Source organism: Agreia sp. Leaf335, assembly GCF_001423605.1.
Taxonomy (GTDB): Bacteria; Actinomycetota; Actinomycetes; order Actinomycetales; family Microbacteriaceae; genus Agreia.
The window spans coordinates 424,145-440,254 of sequence record NZ_LMOQ01000003.1; the positions used below are offsets into that span (position 1 = coordinate 424,145).

Below are 16,110 nucleotides of genomic sequence, written 5' to 3' on the forward strand. Positions count from 1 at the left end.
CCGGGCCTTCGTCGTTCTCGAACTCGTTCTACGAGTGCTGAGTCGCTTCGACCCAGGCGAGGTACTCGGGGCTGACCGTGCCGGTGACGTACTCGCCGGTGAAGCAGCTCATCTCGAGGTTCTTCACGTCGCTTCCCTCGAGGATGGCGCTCTCCATGTCGGAGATCTCCTGGTAGATGAGGTGGTCGGCGCCGAGCTCCCTCGCGATCTCGGGAAAGCTGCGGCCGTGGGCGATCAGCTCTTCTCGCGAGGGCATGTTGATGCCGTAGACGTGCGGGAAGCGCACCGGGGGAGCGGCCGAGGTGAACGTCACCTTGTTGGCGCCGGCTGCCCGGGCCATCTCGACGATCTCCTTCGAGGTCGTACCGCGCACGATCGAGTCGTCGACGATGAGGATGTTCTTGCCCTTGAACTCCGTCGACATGGCGTTCAGCTTCTGCCTGACGCTCTTCTTGCGCTCGGCCTGCCCGGGCATGATGAAGGTGCGCCCCACGTAGCGGTTCTTGTAGAACCCCTCGCGGTACTCGACGCCGAGCTTCTGTGCGACCTGCATCGCGGCAGGGCGTGACGAGTCGGGGATAGGCATGACGACGTCGATGTCGCCCATCGGGGTGAGATCGGCGATGGTCGTGGCCAGCCGATTGCCGAGCCGGAGTCGAGCCTCGTAGACCGAGATGCCGTTCATGACGCTGTCGGGTCGGGCGAGGTAGACGTACTCGAACGAGCAGGGCACGAGAACGGGGTTCTTCGCGCACTGGCGAGAGTACATCTCGCCGTTCTGCGTGATGAAGATGGCCTCGCCGGGCGCGACCTCGCGCACGACCTCGTAGCCGGATGCCTCGAGCACCAAGGATTCGCTGGCGACGACCCATTCGTCGCGCTGCACTCCCGCCAGCGCGTTGGCGTCGCTGCGCTTGCCGAGTACCAGGGGGCGGATGCCGAACGGATCGCGGAAGGCCAGCAGTCCATGACCCGCGATGATCGAGATCACCGCGTAGGAGCCCTCGATGCGCTCGTGCACGTTGGCGACGGCATCGAAGACCTGATCCGGCTCGAGGTCGAGGCCCGACACCTGACCCTGCAGCTCGGTCGCCAAGACATTCAGCAGCAGCTCGGTGTCGCTCGACGTGTTCAGGTGGCGGCGATCGATGTGGAAGAGCTCCTGATTGAGCTCGCGGGTATTGGTGAGATTGCCGTTGTGGATGAGCACGATGCCGTAGGGCGCGTTCACGTAGAACGGCTGCGCCTCCTGCTCGTTGCCCGCGACGCCCTTCGTGGCGTAGCGCACATGCCCCAGACCCACATTGCCGAGCAGCGACCGCATGTCGCGGGTGCGGAACGCTTCTCGCACCTGCCCCTTGGCCTTGACGATGTGGAACGTCGACCCGTCGGCGGTAGCGATGCCGGTCGAGTCCTGTCCGCGGTGCTGAAGCAGAAGGAGGCTGTCGTACACCTGTTGATTGACCGGACCGGACGAGACGATACCGACGATGCCGCACATACCGGGCGGGCTCCAGACGCTGTAGAGAAATAGGCCGTCCCCCATTGTACGGGAGCGACGAAGGCGGGTGCCCCTCGCTATGCCCGAGGGTCGCCACCCGCGAAGATCGCGCGCAGAACGTCTACCGGGGCCTTCGGAACGCGATCGTCCGAGAGCAGTCCATTCGTCTCCTGCAGGGTGTCGGCGAGCTGGGTGTAGCAGTAGCCCGCGAGGAAGGTGCTGTCGGCCAGCGCATCCACGACCGCGTGCAGGCGGGCCACGAAATCATCGGGACCGGCCGCGTGCGAATAGCCCCAAGCATCCGTGTCTGCATAGCGGGTGGCGAAGGAGATGCCGCCGAACTCGGTGAGCATCACGGGGCGATCGCCGGTCTGCTGGCCGTCGAGCAGGATGCGCCGACCCGCGGGGCCGAAGCCGTCGAGCAGCCGTCGCTTCGCGTCGTCGTCGGCGTAGCGCTTCTCCAGGACGACCCCCGACGACTCGTAGTCGTGCACGGTGATGATGTCGGAGTCGACGTGCTCCCAGCCGTCGTTCGAGATGACGGGTCGCGAACCGTCGAGGGTGCGGGTGACCTCCACGAGTGCGCGCGCGAAGGCGCGCATCGCCGGGTCGTGCTCGATGTGCTGCACGCCCCAGCTCTCATTGAGCGGCACCCAGGTGACGATCGATGGATGCGACAGGTCGCGCTCGATGACGGCCGTCCACTCGGCCAGCAGGCGCGTGGCCGCGACGGGCGAGAACTCGAAGGCGCCGGGGGTCTCTGCCCAGACGAGCAGCCCCAGTCGGTCGGCCCAATAGAGGAACCGGGGATCCTCGATCTTCTGGTGCAGGCGGGTCGCGTTGAACCCGAGTTCCTTGGTCAGCACGATGTCGGCGCGCAACGCGTCTGGGGTGGGGCTCGCCAGGTGCGACTCGGGCCAGTAGCCCTGGTTGAGCACGGACCGCACGTAGTAGGGCCGGTTGTTGAGAAGGAATCGGCCCCCTCCCCATGTCGCCGAGCGGAGTCCGAGATAGGAGGCCACGGTGTCGACCGCGTCGCCGAGCGGCGTTCGCACGATCACGGTGGCATCGATGAGGCGAGGGTTCTCGGGCGACCAGAGAAGTTCTTCGTATGCCTGTCCGTTGCGCTGAGGGGTCACCTCGATCACCCCGCGGGTGCTCGCGGAAGCCGGCAGGGTGAGCTGGCCGACGATCTTTCCCTCGTAGTCGAGACGGATCTCGACCGTGCTGCCGGGCTGCGGCTCGCGGCCGAGGTCGACGCGCACCGAGACAGTGCCGGCGGGGACGTCCGGCGTGAAGTGCAGGAGTCGCACTCCGGCCGCGGGGGTGGCCTCGAGCCAGACCGGCTGCCAGATGCCGGTGGTGCGGTGGTACCAGATCGAGTGGGGGTCGAGCCGCCAATCCTGCTTGCCGCGCGGTTGGGCGACATCGGCGGGATCGTCTTCGGCGCGGACCACGATCGTGTGCTCCGTCGCCGCCTCGTCGATCGCCGTCGTGACGTCGAACGAGAACGGCGTCTGCCCGCCCTCGTGGGAACCCAGGAAGACCCCGTCGAGCCACACCATCGCCCGGTAGTCGACAGCGCCGAGATGGAGGAGGAGTCGTGTATCGGCTGAGCGCTGCGCGCCACCGTAGCCTGCCGCCGTCAAATCGGCGTCGGTCAGCGTGCGCGAGTACCAGACGACGCGGTGGAAACCGGTGTCGGCGATGCCCGACGCGTCGGACTCGAAGGGGAAGGGCACGATGATGGTGCGGTCGAAGTCCGCGGCCAGGTGCCATCGCTCGGCCAGGCCTCGATCGTCGTCGTCGAAGGCGAATCGCCACGGCCCGTCGAGCTCCCGCCACTCGGAGCGCACCAGCTGAGGCCGTGGGTAATCACCGTTCTGCCTGCTCGCACGGAAATCGGGCTCGGCGGGGGAGGGGGCGTCGCTGCTCATGGGTTCATCATGACACCAAATTTACTGCGCTGTAAATATGGAACACGAAGTCGTGCGACGGCACGGCCGTCGCGGTTCAGTTGGAGGGGTGCGGGGCACTCTCTCGCGCTACGAGTCGAAAGTCGACGACCCTGTGCCGCCCGAGCCCGTCGAAGCCGGCGATGCGCTCCTCGAGCATCTCGAGCGCGACTCGGGCGAGTTCGTCGAGGTCGGGGGCGATCGAACTGAGGCTCGGAAAGCTGGTGGCCGTGAACGAGATGTTGTCCCATCCGATGATCGCGACGTCGTCGGGAACCCGGATGCCCCGTTCGTGCAATGCGCGGAGGGCGCCCATGGCGGCGAGGTCGTCGCGGCAGACGACGCCGTCGATCTCGAGGCCGCGGTCGAGAGCTTCGCCGAGCGAGGCTGCCGACGCCGCCGGAGTGATCTCGCTGCTGGAGATCAGCAATTCGGGGTCGGCAGCAAGGCCCGATTGCTCCAGACCCTCTTGATAGCCGACGATCCGCAGGCGCGATGTCGACGAGAGGGACTGGGCCTCGTGGCCGAGAAACGCGATGCGGCGGCGCCCGAGAGCGACGATGTGGCGGGTGGCTGCGGCCGCGGCCGAGACGTTGTCGATCATGACGCGATCCATGCTGAGCGGCGCAGGACCCTCGCCGAGAAGCACCATGGGAAGGTCTCCGTGCCGCTCGGCGATCTCGCGTGACGAGATCTGCGACGGCTGGAAGAGCATGCCGTCGACGAGGCCCGCCTCCGTGGCGGAGAGCACGGCGCGCTCGCCGTCGAGAGTTCCCTCCGTCTCCTCCAGAAGCAGTCGATAGCCGGGGCGGGTCTCGGCGGCGGCTCGCGATACGAGGTTGGCGAGTTCGGAGAAGTAGGGGAGTCGCACATCGGCGAAGGCGAGGGCGAGCAGGCCTGTGCGCCCGGTCGCGAGCTGCCTGCCCAGTGCGTTCGGTCTGTATCCGAGCTCGTCGATGGCGCGCTGCACCCGCTCGCGCATGGCGTGCGAGACGTGCGGGTGCTTGTGCACGACATTCGACACGGTCTTCATCGAGACGCCGGCGTGGTCGGCGACGTCCTGTAGTCGGACTCCAGCCATTGTTCCTCCTGCGGATCGAACGGCATCCACGCTGCTGCGGTGTCGGCTTCCGTGATCTCTGATCGTAGTGGTCACGACCCGATCACGATTGCGTCGCTGTACGAACGACCCCCCTTGACCGCAAACTTCCAGCGCTGTAAGTTCATCCAGAAGTCTTCGTCCGATCCCTGGATCCTCCACACCTGACGAGACTGCACACCCTTGTCTCGCCCGATCGGGCGATGAAAACTCGAAGGAGAGTCTTATGAAGAAGGGCATCGCACGCAGGGCGATCGCAGCAACGCTCGCGCTGGGCGTGGGCATCGCACTGGCAGGTTGTTCCGGCGGTGGCGCGGGTGCGGGCGGCAACGCCGTACCCGGTGAGGACTACACCGGTCCCAAGGTGTCGATCACGTTCTGGAATGGGTGGACCGGTGGCGCAGCCCCCGTGCTCGTTCCGAAGATGGTCGACAAGTTCAACTCCGAGCACGACAACATCGAGGTGAAGAACGTTCCCCAGGAATGGGGAGACATCTCGAAGAAGCTGCCCCTCGCGGTCAAGGCGGGCAAGGGGCCGGATGTCGCGGTCGCCCACGGCGACGACGTCGCCACGTACGCGGCGCAGGGACTCCTGCTGCCTGCCGACGATATCGTCGACGAGCTCGGGTACTCGGCGGACGACTTCCCCGAAGGTCTCATGGATGCCGGTGCCTACAAGGGCGCGCAATACGGAATCCCGTGGAGCGTGACGCCGATGGGCCTCTACGTCAACAACGACGTGCTGAGGGCCGCCGGCATCGATCCGGCTACCGTTCCGGCCGACAAAGACTCCTACATGAAGGCTCTCGAGGCCCTCAAGGCGGCCGGTGTCGCGGGTGAATGGGTCGACGGCTACGTCTTCACCGGAACCTTCGAGTTCGAGTCGCTGCTCTGGCAGTTCGGCGGCGACCTCTACAACGACGACGTGACCGAGGCCACGTTCAACTCCGATGCCGGCGTCCAGGCGCTGACCCACATGGTCGACCTCATCGACAAGGGATACAGCCCGCCGAACGTCGCTCAGGACGGCAACATCAAGGGCCTCCTGGCCGGGCAGACGGCGTACAACTGGAACGGCGTCTGGCAGACCACGAACGAATCGTTCAACGAGATCGACTGGACCGTGGCCCCTGTTCCCCAGATCGGCACAGAGAAGGCCGTGTGGTCGAGCTCGACCCACTGGATGTTCCTGAACAACAAGGGCCAGGACAAGAACAAGACCGCCGCCGCTGCGACCTTCGTCAAGTGGATGAACGAGAACTCGGCGGGCTGGGCGGAGACCGGTGAGCTTCCCGCCGCGAACGAGGTGCGCAACGACCCGTCACTGGTCGAGACGTACCCCAACCTGAAGCCGTTCATCGACTCGCTCCCCTACGCCCACTACGAGACGAGCGCACCCGGCATCACCGCCGCGAACGCGCTCATCACGACGGCTCTGAACGAGGCGGTCACGGGCAAGAAGGAGCCCAAGGAGGCACTCGACGACGCGGCCAAGCAGGCGAACGAGATCCTCAAGCAGAACGCAGCCAAGTACGGTGACTAATCTCGCCATCCGGCCGCTCCCGTCTTCGAGGCGCCAGCGCGTCTCGAAGACGGGGGTCGCCCTGCACACGGGCACCGCCTACCTCTTCCTGCTTCCCTTCCTGGTGCTCTTCGGCGTCTTCGTGGTCTTCCCGTCGATCTTCGGCCTGTGGATCAGCGTCACCGACTGGAGTCCGTTCAAGGACACGCAGAGCTTCATCGGGTTGCAGAACTACATCGACCTGTTCACACCGGGGTCGATCACGTTCGGCGACTTCTGGCAGAGCATGGGCGCGACCGGTATCTTCACGGTGCTGAGCGTGCCCTGCCTGCTCATCATCCCGTTGCTGATCGCGATCCTGTTGAACAACAACATCCGTGGCGGCACGGTCTTCCGGGCCATCTTCTTCGCGCCCTACGTTCTCGGCGTCGCCGTGATCGGGGTCATCTGGAAGTACCTGCTCGACACACAGTCGGGCATGTTGAACCACATCCTCGGGCTCTTCGGCCTGCCGACCGACATCCCCTGGACGGTCGACGTGCCGTGGGCCTGGGTCTCTCTGGTCCTCGTCACGGTGTGGTGGACCCTCGGCTTCAACGCCGTGATCCTGCTCGCCGGGCTCAAGGCGATCAATCCCGATCTGTACGAGGCTGCCGCGCTCGACGGCGCCGGTGTGTTCCGCAAGTTCTGGAGCGTCACCTTGCCGGGCCTGCGCCCGGTGATGCTCTTCGTCAGCACGACCACCATCCTCGCCTCGGCGAACATGTTCGGGCAGTCCTACATCCTCACCAAGGGTGGGCCGGCCAACACCACGCGCACAGCGATCATGTACATCTCAGACCAGGGGCTCTCGCAGAACAACATGGCTCCGGCTGCTGCGATGAGCTACATCCTGTTCGCCTTCCTCGCCATCATCAGTGTCATCAACTTCCGCCTCCAGCGCGAGAAGACAGATTAAGGACAGCAGATGTCATCCGCAACAATGTCCGCCGCGACGGTGTCGTCGGAGCGCGTCACGACCCCACCGCCGCCACGACGCCGGCCGCGCGGCATCGCAGCTCGTACCGCCGGGCTCTACGCCGTGCTGGTCTTCGTGGCCCTGGCCATCATCCTTCCCCTCGTCTGGATTCTGATCACGTCGTTCAAGACCGACGGCGATGTGATCTCCAACCCCTACGGCATCGTGCCCGACCCGGTGTCCACGGAGGCCTACGGCACGTTGGCGGGTGGGCAGCAGCCGATCTTCCTCTGGCTGCTGAACAGCTTCGCCGCCGCCACGCTGCAGACCGTCCTCATTCTGGTCACGGCGTCGCTCGGCGCCTATGCTCTCGCCCGGCTCGAGTTCCGCGGCAAGAAGGTCGTTTTCGGCGTGATCATCGGAACGCTCCTCGTTCCGCCGGTCATCTTCCTCATCCCCAACTACCTGATCGTTCAGAACCTGGGCTGGCTCGACACGATCTGGGCGATCACGGTGCCGGGCGCGGCGGGCGCGTTCGGAATCTTCTTCCTGCGCCAGTTCTTCATCGGCCTTCCCTCCGAGATCGAGGAGGCCGCGCGTATCGACGGGGCCGGCGACTTCCGCATCTTCGCGCAGATCGTGCTGCCGCTCTCTCGTCCGGCGTTGGCGACCCTCGCCATCCTGAGCTTTCTCGCGAATTGGAACGACTTCCTCTGGCCCATCTACGTGCTGCTGAGCCCCGAGAATCTCACTCTCCAGCCCGGCCTGTCGCAGTTGCAGGGCGCGTATTCCACCCATTTCAGCATCGTGATGGCCGGTGCCGTGATCGCCTCGGTGCCCGTGCTCATCCTCTTCGGCATCGCCCAGAAGCAGATCGTCGAGTCGGTGGCGAGCTCGGCGGTCAAGGGATGACACGCCCCCGGTCGGCGCCGTCGCTCGCGTTCCTCGCGATCGGGCTTCTCGCGCTGACCGGATGCGCGCCGGGCGGCAGCGATGGGGACGCATCGGGCGGCGGATCCGCCGAGCCGCAGCCGGCCTTCGTCATCGATGAGGACTTCCCGGATCCCGACGTGATCGGGTTCGACGGCACGTACTACGCCTACGCCACCAATACTCCGGCTGTGAACGTGCAGTACGCGACGTCGTCCGACCTCGAGACGTGGGACGTGTCGCGTGACGACGTCTTTCCCGACCTTCCCGCCTGGGCCGACACGGGGCGTACGTGGGCGCCCGACGTCGCGCCCCTCCCGGATGGTCGCTTCGCGTTGTACTTCACCGCGCAGGAGAGCTCATCGGCCCGCCAGTGCATCGGCGTGGCCGTGTCGTCCGCTCCGACCGGTCCGTTCGTGTCGGATGCGGTCGAGCCCCTGATCTGCCCGCTCGACGAGGGCGGGGCCATCGACGCGAGCAGCTTCGTCGACGATGACGGCAGCAGATACCTGGCTTGGAAGAACGATGGAAACTGCTGCGGCCTCGACACCTGGCTCCGACTGTCGACGCTCACTGCCGACGGCCTCTCGGTGGTCGGCGAGCCCGTCGACCTCGTCAAGCAGACCGAGGAGTGGGAGGGACAGCTCGTGGAGGCGCCGGTGATCGTGCGCCACGGCGACGAGTATGCGCTGTTCTACTCCGCGAACGACTACGGCGGTGAGGAGTACGCCATGGGCTACGCGCTCGCCCCATCCGTCGCCGGGCCCTACACGAAGGCCGACGAGCCGCTCTTCACGACCGCGATGAGCGGATCTCGGGCGCTGGGCCCCGGAGGGCAGGACGTCGTGGTCGCGCCCGATGGACGCGACCGGATCGTCTACCACTCCTGGGATCCCGCCTTCTCCTACCGAGGCATGTCCGTCTCGGAGCTCGAGTGGCCCGGCGACAGGCCCGTCGTCGAACCCTGATCTTCTTGCCATTCCGCACACCGACTCAACGAAGAGGACCCATGAAAAAGCTGTTCAGAACGGGCGCGCTGATCGCGGCGCTCGCCGTGGTCGCGAGTGCGACCCCCGCATTCGCGGCGCCTGAGCCCGACCCGTCCGTTGCCACATACAGCAACCCGCTCAACCTCCAGCTGCCGAACGGAGTCAGCGCCGAACAGTGCGCCGATCCGGATGTGATCCGCTCCGAGACCCCGGGCGACGACGCCTGGTACCTCTTCTGCACCCGCGACGCGCTGGTCACCGGAGAGACCGACGAGTCGGGCGAGCCTCGCTTCTACAGCATCCCGAGCTACCGCTCGACGAACCTCGTCGACTGGGAGTTCCAGGGCGAAGCTCTGAACACGAGGCCGGCATGGATCGGCAACGGCGACATGTGGGCCCCCGACGTGGTGTTCCTGAACGGCAGCTACCACCTGTACTACACGGCGACGAACACCGCTGCCAACCCGGATACGGACCCGGAGCACAAGCGGTCGGCCATCGGCGTCGCAACGAGCCCGAGCCTGGCCGGACCGTGGACCGACTCCGGCGCCCCCGTCATCGAAGCGCAGGCCCCTCCGGCGGACCCGGCCTCGACCAGCGCGCGCTGGACCTTCGACCCCGAGGTGCTCGTCGACGGTGACACCGCCTACATCTACTACGGCAGCTACTTCGGAGGGATCTCGGTGCGCACCCTCTCCGCCGACGGCCTGACCTCAGACCCGGCCAGCCAGACCGAGATCGCGATCTCGAACCGCTACGAGGGCGTCAACATCGTGAAGCGCGACGGCTGGTACTACCTGCTCGCCTCGGCCACGAACTGCTGCAACGGCCCCCTCACCGCCTACTCCGTGTTCGCGGGCCGCTCCGAGAGCCCGACCGGGCCGTTCCTCGACCGCACCGGCACCACTCTGCTCGACGGCCGTGTGGGAGGCACCCCGGTGCTGCACCAGAACGGCAACCGCTGGATCGGAACGGGGCACAACTCGGTCGTGACCGACCTGTCGGGCCAGCAGTGGATCTTCTATCACGCGGTCGACCGCACCGACCCGTGGTTCCTCGACGGCAGCTACACCAAGCGTCCCGTGCTGATGGATCCGCTGGACTGGATCGACGGCTGGCCTGTGACCCGAGGCGGCGAAGGCCCATCCGACTCCCCCCAGCCGGCTCCCGTGACCCAGCCCGGACAGCCCGTCGGCTATACGCCGGTGCAGGCCGACGTCCCCCAGCCCGGAGCCGCCATTCCGGCCCTCAGCGACGAGTTCGACGGAACCGGGCTCGGCGAGCAGTGGAGCTGGATCCGCGAGCCCGACGCCGCCGGCCACACCGTCGCCGACGGACGCTTCTCGTGGAAGACCCAGCAGGCCGACCTGAACCTCGGAGAGAACCCCGCGGGCATCGTGACCGAGGCCGCGCCCGAGGGCGACTACGTCGTCGACACGAAGCTGTCGCTCGACGTTCCAGAAGACGGCTGCTGCCAGAACTTCGTTCAGGGCGGCCTCTTGGCCTACACCGACGACGGGCACTACATCAAGCTCGGGGTCACCTCGATTTGGGAGACCCGGCAGACCGAGTTCGGCAAGCGGAGCGAACCGGGAAATCCCGCCTACGGCAACACGGTGGGCGGCCCGGTCGGCGAGGAGACCTTCCTGCGTCTCGTCCGCGAGCACAGCGATACGGAGAACCTCTACACCGCGTTCACGAGCCTCGACGGCCTGAGCTGGGATGAGGCCGGAACCTGGACCACTCCCCTCGAGGAGGCCGTGGCTCCGCGCATCGCGCTCTTCTCGATGGCGGGGGCGGGCTTCACCACGAGCTTCGACTACGTGCGCGTGTTCGAGCTGGCCGTCGACCCGGTCGTGACCGAGCCCGAACCGACGCCGACTGCACCTCCGGGCGCTGTTCCGGCGGCTCCCGGCGGCAACGGCTCCTTGGCGGCGACCGGACTCGACCTCGCGCCCCTGGTGGCCGCGGTGATCGCGCTTCTGCTCGCGGGAATCGGGATCCGCATCGGCGGAGCTCGGCGTGCGAGCGGGCCGGCGTCACTCGCGGGTAGAGCAGCCGCGGCTAGTGCAGCATGGCGCGGAGCGTGCGGGCGTTGCGCACCGCGTGCCCCGCGCCATCGTTGTTGAAGTAGGCCGACACATCCCGGCCCTGCGCCTGCCACTCCCGGATGCGATCGGCCCACCATGCCAGATCGTCATCCGAGTACGACCCGGCATAGAGCGTGCCCGTGTCGGGTCCGTGCAGGCGCACATACACGAACGGCGCGGTCGCGCGCAGGATGCAGGGAAGGCCGGCGCCGCTCATCACGCAGAGCGCGGCGCCGTGCCTCTCGAGCAGCTCATAGACGCCCTCGTCGAACCAACTGGTGTGGCGCGGCTCCACGACCACGCGCATCCAGTCGGGCAGGGTGCCGAGAAAGTAGTCGAGACGGGCGTCGTCGCGTTCGAGATTGGGCGGCAGCTGCACCAGCAGCGGTCCCCGACGGTCGCCGAGCGCGTGCATGGCGAGGCGGATGCGCTCGGGCCAGGGCTCGGGCGAGTAGAGGCGGCGGCCGTGCGTCAGGCCGCGTGGCGCCTTCACGGCGAGCTCGAACCCCGGCGGCAGCCTGTCGTGCCACCCCGCGAAGGTCGTCTCGCGGGGCCAGCGGTAAAAGCTGGCGTTCAGTTCTACGGTGTCGAACTCGGCCGTGTACACCGCGAGGCGCTTCGCCGTCGCGAGGCCAGGCGGATACAGCACGTCCTGCCAGTGGTCATAGCTCCACCCGCTCGTGCCGATTCGCAGGGTCACGGCGACGGGGCGTCGGCGATCTCGACCGACAGCAGGCGGTATTCGCGGCTGCGGCCCGGTCGGGTGGCGGAGCAGGTCGACAGCAGAGGCTCCGACAGCGTCTCGGCCAGCATCACCTTGATGGTGGCGGCCGGGTACTCGAGCTCGATGCGCCAGACTCCGTCGGCGAATTGGGCCGAGGTCGGGCCGAGGATGTCGATGCGCTCATCGTCGAGGGTGGCCCGAGCGTGGTGCTGTGCGGCCTGCACCGCGTTCGGCAGGGAGCTGCGGCCCCGGAAGAAGCGTTCGTCGACCCGGCCCTCGAGGTAGCGTGTGACGAGACCCACCGCATCCGCCCCGTCTGCACGGCCGTAGTAGAGGCCGTGCGGCAGCAACACCAGGGTGCCGGCGAAACGATCTCCGCCCAGGTGGGAGCACTCCCACGTCTCGTCGGGAAAGGACTCGGCGAGGGTCTTCACGACCTGGCGTCCGCGCACAGCACAGCACTGGTCGTGCCGGGCATGGGCGCAGACGGCGACGATCGGCTTGTGCGAGACGACTCCCACCGAGCCGTCGAGAGGAACGTCGAGCAGCTCTTCGGCCGTCTCGACCCATCCCCACTTCACGCCCTCCGAACCGGGTCGCGAGTCGACGAGGGCCCAGCGGTAGCCGTCCTGCGGCTCGCGCTTGCCGGTTCTGCGAATGGCGAGCGGCCGCATGCCGAGCGACTCGACTCTCTTCACCAGCGCGCGACCGACGTCCGTCGGCAACGTGGATTCGAGAAAGGCATGCTGGCCCCACGCTCCGGAGATCTCGACGAGAAACCACTCTGTTCCTCGAGAACCCGTGCCCGGCAGGGGATCACCCCGCTCGCGGGAGCGATCGCTGCACGGTCGCCAATCGGGCAGCACCTGCCGAGCGCTGAGGTCGGTCACGCCCCGAGCACCAGAACACCCTCGCGTACCAATCTGCGGCACACCACGATGGCGTCTTCGTCGTCGAGTCCGGGCAGCGCGCCTACCGGCGTCGACTCTCCGAGCAGCAGCCGTTCGAGGGCGGCGTGGGCCACGAGCGGCAGTGAGAGCGTACGGGCGCCGGCCGTGAGGCTCACGGTGTCTCCTCGCGCCTCGACCCGACCTGCGAGCCCGAGACGCCAGCGAACGACGGATGCGACGTCGAGATGCGCGAGGCCCGCGACGGTCGCGAGGGGGCGCACCGGCTCGGGCCGGGTGATGTTCGTGAATCGGCGAGCGAGTGATGCGGCCGCGGCGTCGGGTGTGAGCGGGTCGTCGTGGATGGCGGCGACGAGATCGGCCAGCGTTTCGGCGAGAACGCCCGCGAGGGCATCCGGATCGCCGAGGTCGAGGCCGAGGGGCAGCGACGAGCGAAGGGATGCGTCGGCGCGCGTCTTCGCGATGACCTGGGAGACGAGGTCGGCCCGGGTGAAGGCGCTCATACCGATCGTGAGATGCACCGACGTGTCACCGAGCGCTTCTGCCGAGTGGATCCAGCCGCGCGGAAGGTACAGAACGTCGCCGGGCTGGAGTACTTCGTCGATGACGGGTGCGTTCGTCGCCTCGTCGGCGACAGCCTTCGCGTGCTGGGACCAGGGCTGATCGGCCAGCGGGTCGGGATGCACGGGGGAGTGGACTCGCCAGCGCTTCTCGCCCGCGATCTGCAGAACGAACACATCGTGCACGTCGTAGTGCGGATCGAAGCCTCGAGACGATGCGGGAGTGACGTAGGCGTTCACCTGAACGGGATGCCCGAGGTCGGCCACCAGGCGCGTGGTGAAGTCGATGATCGGGGGCCATGTGCGATGCAGGCCCTGCAAGACGATCGTGGCACCGGCCGCGAACTCGGTCAGCACCTTGTCGCTCGAGATCTGGTCGGCGATCTCGGCGCCGAATCCTCCCGGAGCAGTGAACCGATCTTTCGCGAGCACCTGGCCTTCTATCGCCATGCGCATGAAGGGCGTGCGGAGGCCGCGCTCCGATACGAGCTCGTCGACCGCATCGCTCGAGAAGAGGTCTGAGAAGTCGCGCTCGAGGCTGTCTGCCCGAGATAGGAGGGGGCCTTGGCCCCAGTAGTCGGCGGCGAACTCGTCGGCGCCGATGTTGATGCAGCGAGAAAGCGCGGGCCGGTTTCCCGACCCGCGCTCGGCCCTCGCTTCGTGAGGGCTAGGGTTCATCACGCCGATCCGTCGGCTCCGCCGTCGTGACCGCCGGGGTTGGCTCCGCCATCAGCGGTGCCCTCTCCCTCGTCGGCCGATCCGTCGGCTCCGCCGTCGTGGCCGTCGGGGTTGGCTCCGCCGTCTGCCGGGCCTTCGCCCGCAGAGGCCGCGCCGTCCGCGCCACCGTCGTGTCCGCCTACGTTGGCTCCGCCATCAGCGGGGCCTTCGCCTGCGTTGTCGGTTCCTGATGTGATGTCCTCGTCGTTGATACCCATCGGTTCTCCTCCCACGGTGGATGTCTGGCCACCATCGATGAACACGCTACTCCCGTCGACCGACAGCGCGGCAGGGGGTTTACAGATGTTGCTACGAGAGTCGCAGGTGGCGCACATAGGGAAGAATGATGAGCATGAGCAACAGCTATGCCCAGGCCGGCGTCGACACCCACGCCGGAGACCTCGCCGTCGAGCTGATGAAGACAGCGGTCTCGAACACGCACGGCCCCCAGGTCGTGGGCGGATTCGGCGGTTTCGCCGGTCTGTTCGATGTCTCCGCCCTCAAGCAGTTCGATCGACCGCTGCTGGCCACGTCGACCGATGGCGTGGGCACGAAGGTGGCCATCGCGCAGGCCATCGACAAGCACGACACCATCGGACAAGACCTGGTGGGCATGGTCGTCGACGACATCATCGTCGTCGGTGCCACCCCGCTCTTCATGACGGACTACATCGCTTGTGGCAAGGTCGTTCCCCAGCGCATCGCAGACATCGTTGCCGGTATCGCGCGTGCCTGCTCCGAGACCGGCACCGCCCTCGTCGGCGGCGAGACGGCGGAGCACCCTGGCCTGCTCGGCCCCGACGACTACGACGTCGCGGGCGCTGCGGTGGGAGCAGTCGAGGCCGACGCCCTGCTCGGCGCGCACCTCGTCGAAGACGGCGACGTCGTACTCGCCCTCGCGTCGTCGGGACTGCACTCGAACGGGTTCTCCCTTGTGCGTCACATCCTCTCGTCTCGCGGAATCGGATACACCGATTCGTCGACCGAACTCGGCGGCGTCGTCGGCGAGGTCCTTCTCGAGCCCACCCGTCTCTACACCTCGCCGCTGCTGCGCGTGCTCGGCGACCCTGCGCTTGCGGGCTCCGTTCACTCGCTGTCGCACGTCACCGGAGGCGGAATCGCCGCGAATCTCGCGCGGGTTCTTCCCCGAGGCTCGTGGGTCGAGGTGGAGCGGTCGACCTGGTCTCCCGCGCCGGTCTTCCGCGTGCTCTCAGACCTCGCTGCGTCGACCCTCGAGAGCTCGGAGGGCACCTGGAACCTGGGCATCGGCATGTTCGCGGTCGTCAAGGCAGACGCGTCCGACGCGATCTCCGCCGCCCTGACGGCCGATGGCATCCCGACCTGGCAGGCAGGCGTCGTGTCGCTGGGCCAGCGTGACCTCGACGGATTCGAGCAGGGTGCGAAGGGTGTCGACGGGGGTGCGGTGCGACTCGTCGGCCGCTTCGCCGAGTAATCGAGGGCCATCCTGGTCTCATATGCGACCAGAAGAATATATCGGAACTGTAACGAGAGCTTGAGATCGGCGGAGATCAAGCGCTACTGTCGGTGAGCACGCCAACCCGGGCGTCCACGATCTAAGGAAGGGAGTTGATGGCAATGGACAAGAACAATGCGATCGCGTCACGCGATTTCTGCGCACACACCCTTATCCCGGCGCTCCTCCCTTCGGTTGTCATCGACTGAACCGAGCCGAGCAGCGCCTCCACTTCTCTCGGAGGACACTCTCGTGTTTCGTTCAACCACCGGCTCCGACCTCGGCGCCGTTCTTTCTTTCTCTTCTCCCGGACCTGATCCGTGGGTAGACGCCCTGCAGTTCCTCGCCGGCCAGGATGCCGGTACGTACCGTGACGAGTGGACGTGGCTCGCCTTCCTCGACGGTCGCCCGCTCGCCCGGGCGATCTGGTGGGGGCCGGCCGACGCTCTGCACCCCACCCGGCTCGACTGTCTGTTGGTCGACCCGAGCGTGCCGCATCCGGAGGTGTGGAGTGGAGCACTCGTACGCTCCGCCCTCCGCGCCTTCGGTGACGCGGGCACGACAGCGCTGCCAACCGAGGCGCCCGTCGCGCGACCTGCCTTGATATCGGCGAGGCGGCGGTGACTCAGGAGTGATGGATGGTGCTGGTAGACAGGCACCATCCATCACGCCCGACACGAGGT

The 16,110-nt window shown here is 67.0% G+C and carries 14 protein-coding genes; 7 read left to right on the forward strand and 7 right to left on the reverse strand.

Features of this window, described 5'->3' with window-relative positions; genetic code table 11:
• Positions 1-28: 28 nt before the first annotated feature.
• From purF to ASF79_RS12305, 3 genes are all read right to left on the reverse strand, one after another.
• On the reverse strand, positions 29-1,501 hold the full coding sequence (gene purF / locus ASF79_RS12295; protein ID WP_055778718.1) for an amidophosphoribosyltransferase: 1,473 nt from the start codon (positions 1,499-1,501) through the stop codon (positions 29-31).
• A gap of 77 nt (positions 1,502-1,578) precedes the next feature.
• Complete coding sequence (locus ASF79_RS12300; RefSeq protein WP_055855314.1) at positions 1,579-3,438, reverse strand: glycoside hydrolase family 2 protein; 1,860 nt, start codon at positions 3,436-3,438, stop codon at positions 1,579-1,581.
• 76 nt (positions 3,439-3,514) lie between these two features.
• The gene (locus ASF79_RS12305; RefSeq protein WP_082466007.1) at positions 3,515-4,537 is read right to left on the reverse strand and encodes a LacI family DNA-binding transcriptional regulator; all 1,023 of its coding nucleotides are present in this window, start codon (positions 4,535-4,537) and stop codon (positions 3,515-3,517) included.
• Positions 4,538-4,781: 244 nt separating this feature from the next.
• On the opposite strand from ASF79_RS12305, the gene ASF79_RS12310 reads away from it, so the two are divergent.
• Genes ASF79_RS12310 through ASF79_RS12330 form a run of 5 tightly spaced genes read left to right on the forward strand, consistent with a single transcriptional unit; the run spans position 4,782 to position 11,083 of the window.
• Positions 4,782-6,098, forward strand: a complete 1,317-nt coding sequence (locus tag ASF79_RS12310; protein ID WP_055855316.1) for an ABC transporter substrate-binding protein — start codon at positions 4,782-4,784, stop codon at positions 6,096-6,098.
• The gene (locus ASF79_RS12315; protein WP_055778710.1) at positions 6,091-7,035 is read left to right on the forward strand and encodes a carbohydrate ABC transporter permease; all 945 of its coding nucleotides are present in this window, start codon (positions 6,091-6,093) and stop codon (positions 7,033-7,035) included. Before ASF79_RS12310 ends, ASF79_RS12315 begins: the two co-directional genes overlap by 8 nt.
• Positions 7,036-7,044: 9 nt before the next feature.
• The gene (locus ASF79_RS12320) at positions 7,045-7,947 is read left to right on the forward strand and encodes a carbohydrate ABC transporter permease (RefSeq protein WP_200933576.1); all 903 of its coding nucleotides are present in this window, start codon (positions 7,045-7,047) and stop codon (positions 7,945-7,947) included.
• Positions 7,944-8,933 carry a glycoside hydrolase family 43 protein gene (locus ASF79_RS12325; protein ID WP_055855318.1) on the forward strand — a complete coding sequence of 330 codons (990 nt, stop codon included), beginning with the start codon at positions 7,944-7,946 and terminating at the stop codon, positions 8,931-8,933. Before ASF79_RS12320 ends, ASF79_RS12325 begins: the two co-directional genes overlap by 4 nt.
• A 41-nt stretch (positions 8,934-8,974) precedes the next feature.
• Complete coding sequence (locus tag ASF79_RS12330; protein WP_082495873.1) at positions 8,975-11,083, forward strand: family 43 glycosylhydrolase; 2,109 nt, start codon at positions 8,975-8,977, stop codon at positions 11,081-11,083.
• Here the strand turns inward: ASF79_RS12330 and ASF79_RS12335 are convergent.
• The 4 genes from ASF79_RS12335 to ASF79_RS12350 are packed head-to-tail and all read right to left on the reverse strand — an operon-like array spanning position 11,019 to position 14,171.
• The gene (locus ASF79_RS12335; protein WP_055855320.1) at positions 11,019-11,744 is read right to left on the reverse strand and encodes a DUF72 domain-containing protein; all 726 of its coding nucleotides are present in this window, start codon (positions 11,742-11,744) and stop codon (positions 11,019-11,021) included. The genes ASF79_RS12330 and ASF79_RS12335 overlap by 65 nt on opposite strands.
• A complete protein-coding gene (locus ASF79_RS12340) occupies positions 11,741-12,658 on the reverse strand; it encodes a sucrase ferredoxin (protein WP_200933577.1) in 918 nt (305 codons plus the stop codon). The genes ASF79_RS12335 and ASF79_RS12340 overlap by 4 nt, the downstream gene beginning before the upstream one ends.
• The gene (locus ASF79_RS12345) at positions 12,655-13,914 is read right to left on the reverse strand and encodes a cupin domain-containing protein (protein ID WP_055855322.1); all 1,260 of its coding nucleotides are present in this window, start codon (positions 13,912-13,914) and stop codon (positions 12,655-12,657) included. Before ASF79_RS12345 ends, ASF79_RS12340 begins: the two co-directional genes overlap by 4 nt.
• Positions 13,914-14,171, reverse strand: a complete 258-nt coding sequence (locus ASF79_RS12350) for a hypothetical protein (RefSeq protein WP_055779836.1) — start codon at positions 14,169-14,171, stop codon at positions 13,914-13,916. The genes ASF79_RS12345 and ASF79_RS12350 overlap by 1 nt, the downstream gene beginning before the upstream one ends.
• A 128-nt stretch (positions 14,172-14,299) precedes the next feature.
• Here ASF79_RS12350 and purM point away from each other — a divergent pair, with 128 nt between their 5' ends.
• Positions 14,300-15,406 carry a phosphoribosylformylglycinamidine cyclo-ligase gene (gene purM / locus ASF79_RS12355; protein WP_055856086.1) on the forward strand — a complete coding sequence of 369 codons (1,107 nt, stop codon included), beginning with the start codon at positions 14,300-14,302 and terminating at the stop codon, positions 15,404-15,406.
• Positions 15,407-15,679: 273 nt separating this feature from the next.
• Entirely contained in the window at positions 15,680-16,051 is a 372-nt protein-coding gene (locus ASF79_RS12360) for a hypothetical protein (RefSeq protein WP_055855324.1), read from the forward strand.
• Positions 16,052-16,110 lie beyond the last annotated feature (59 nt).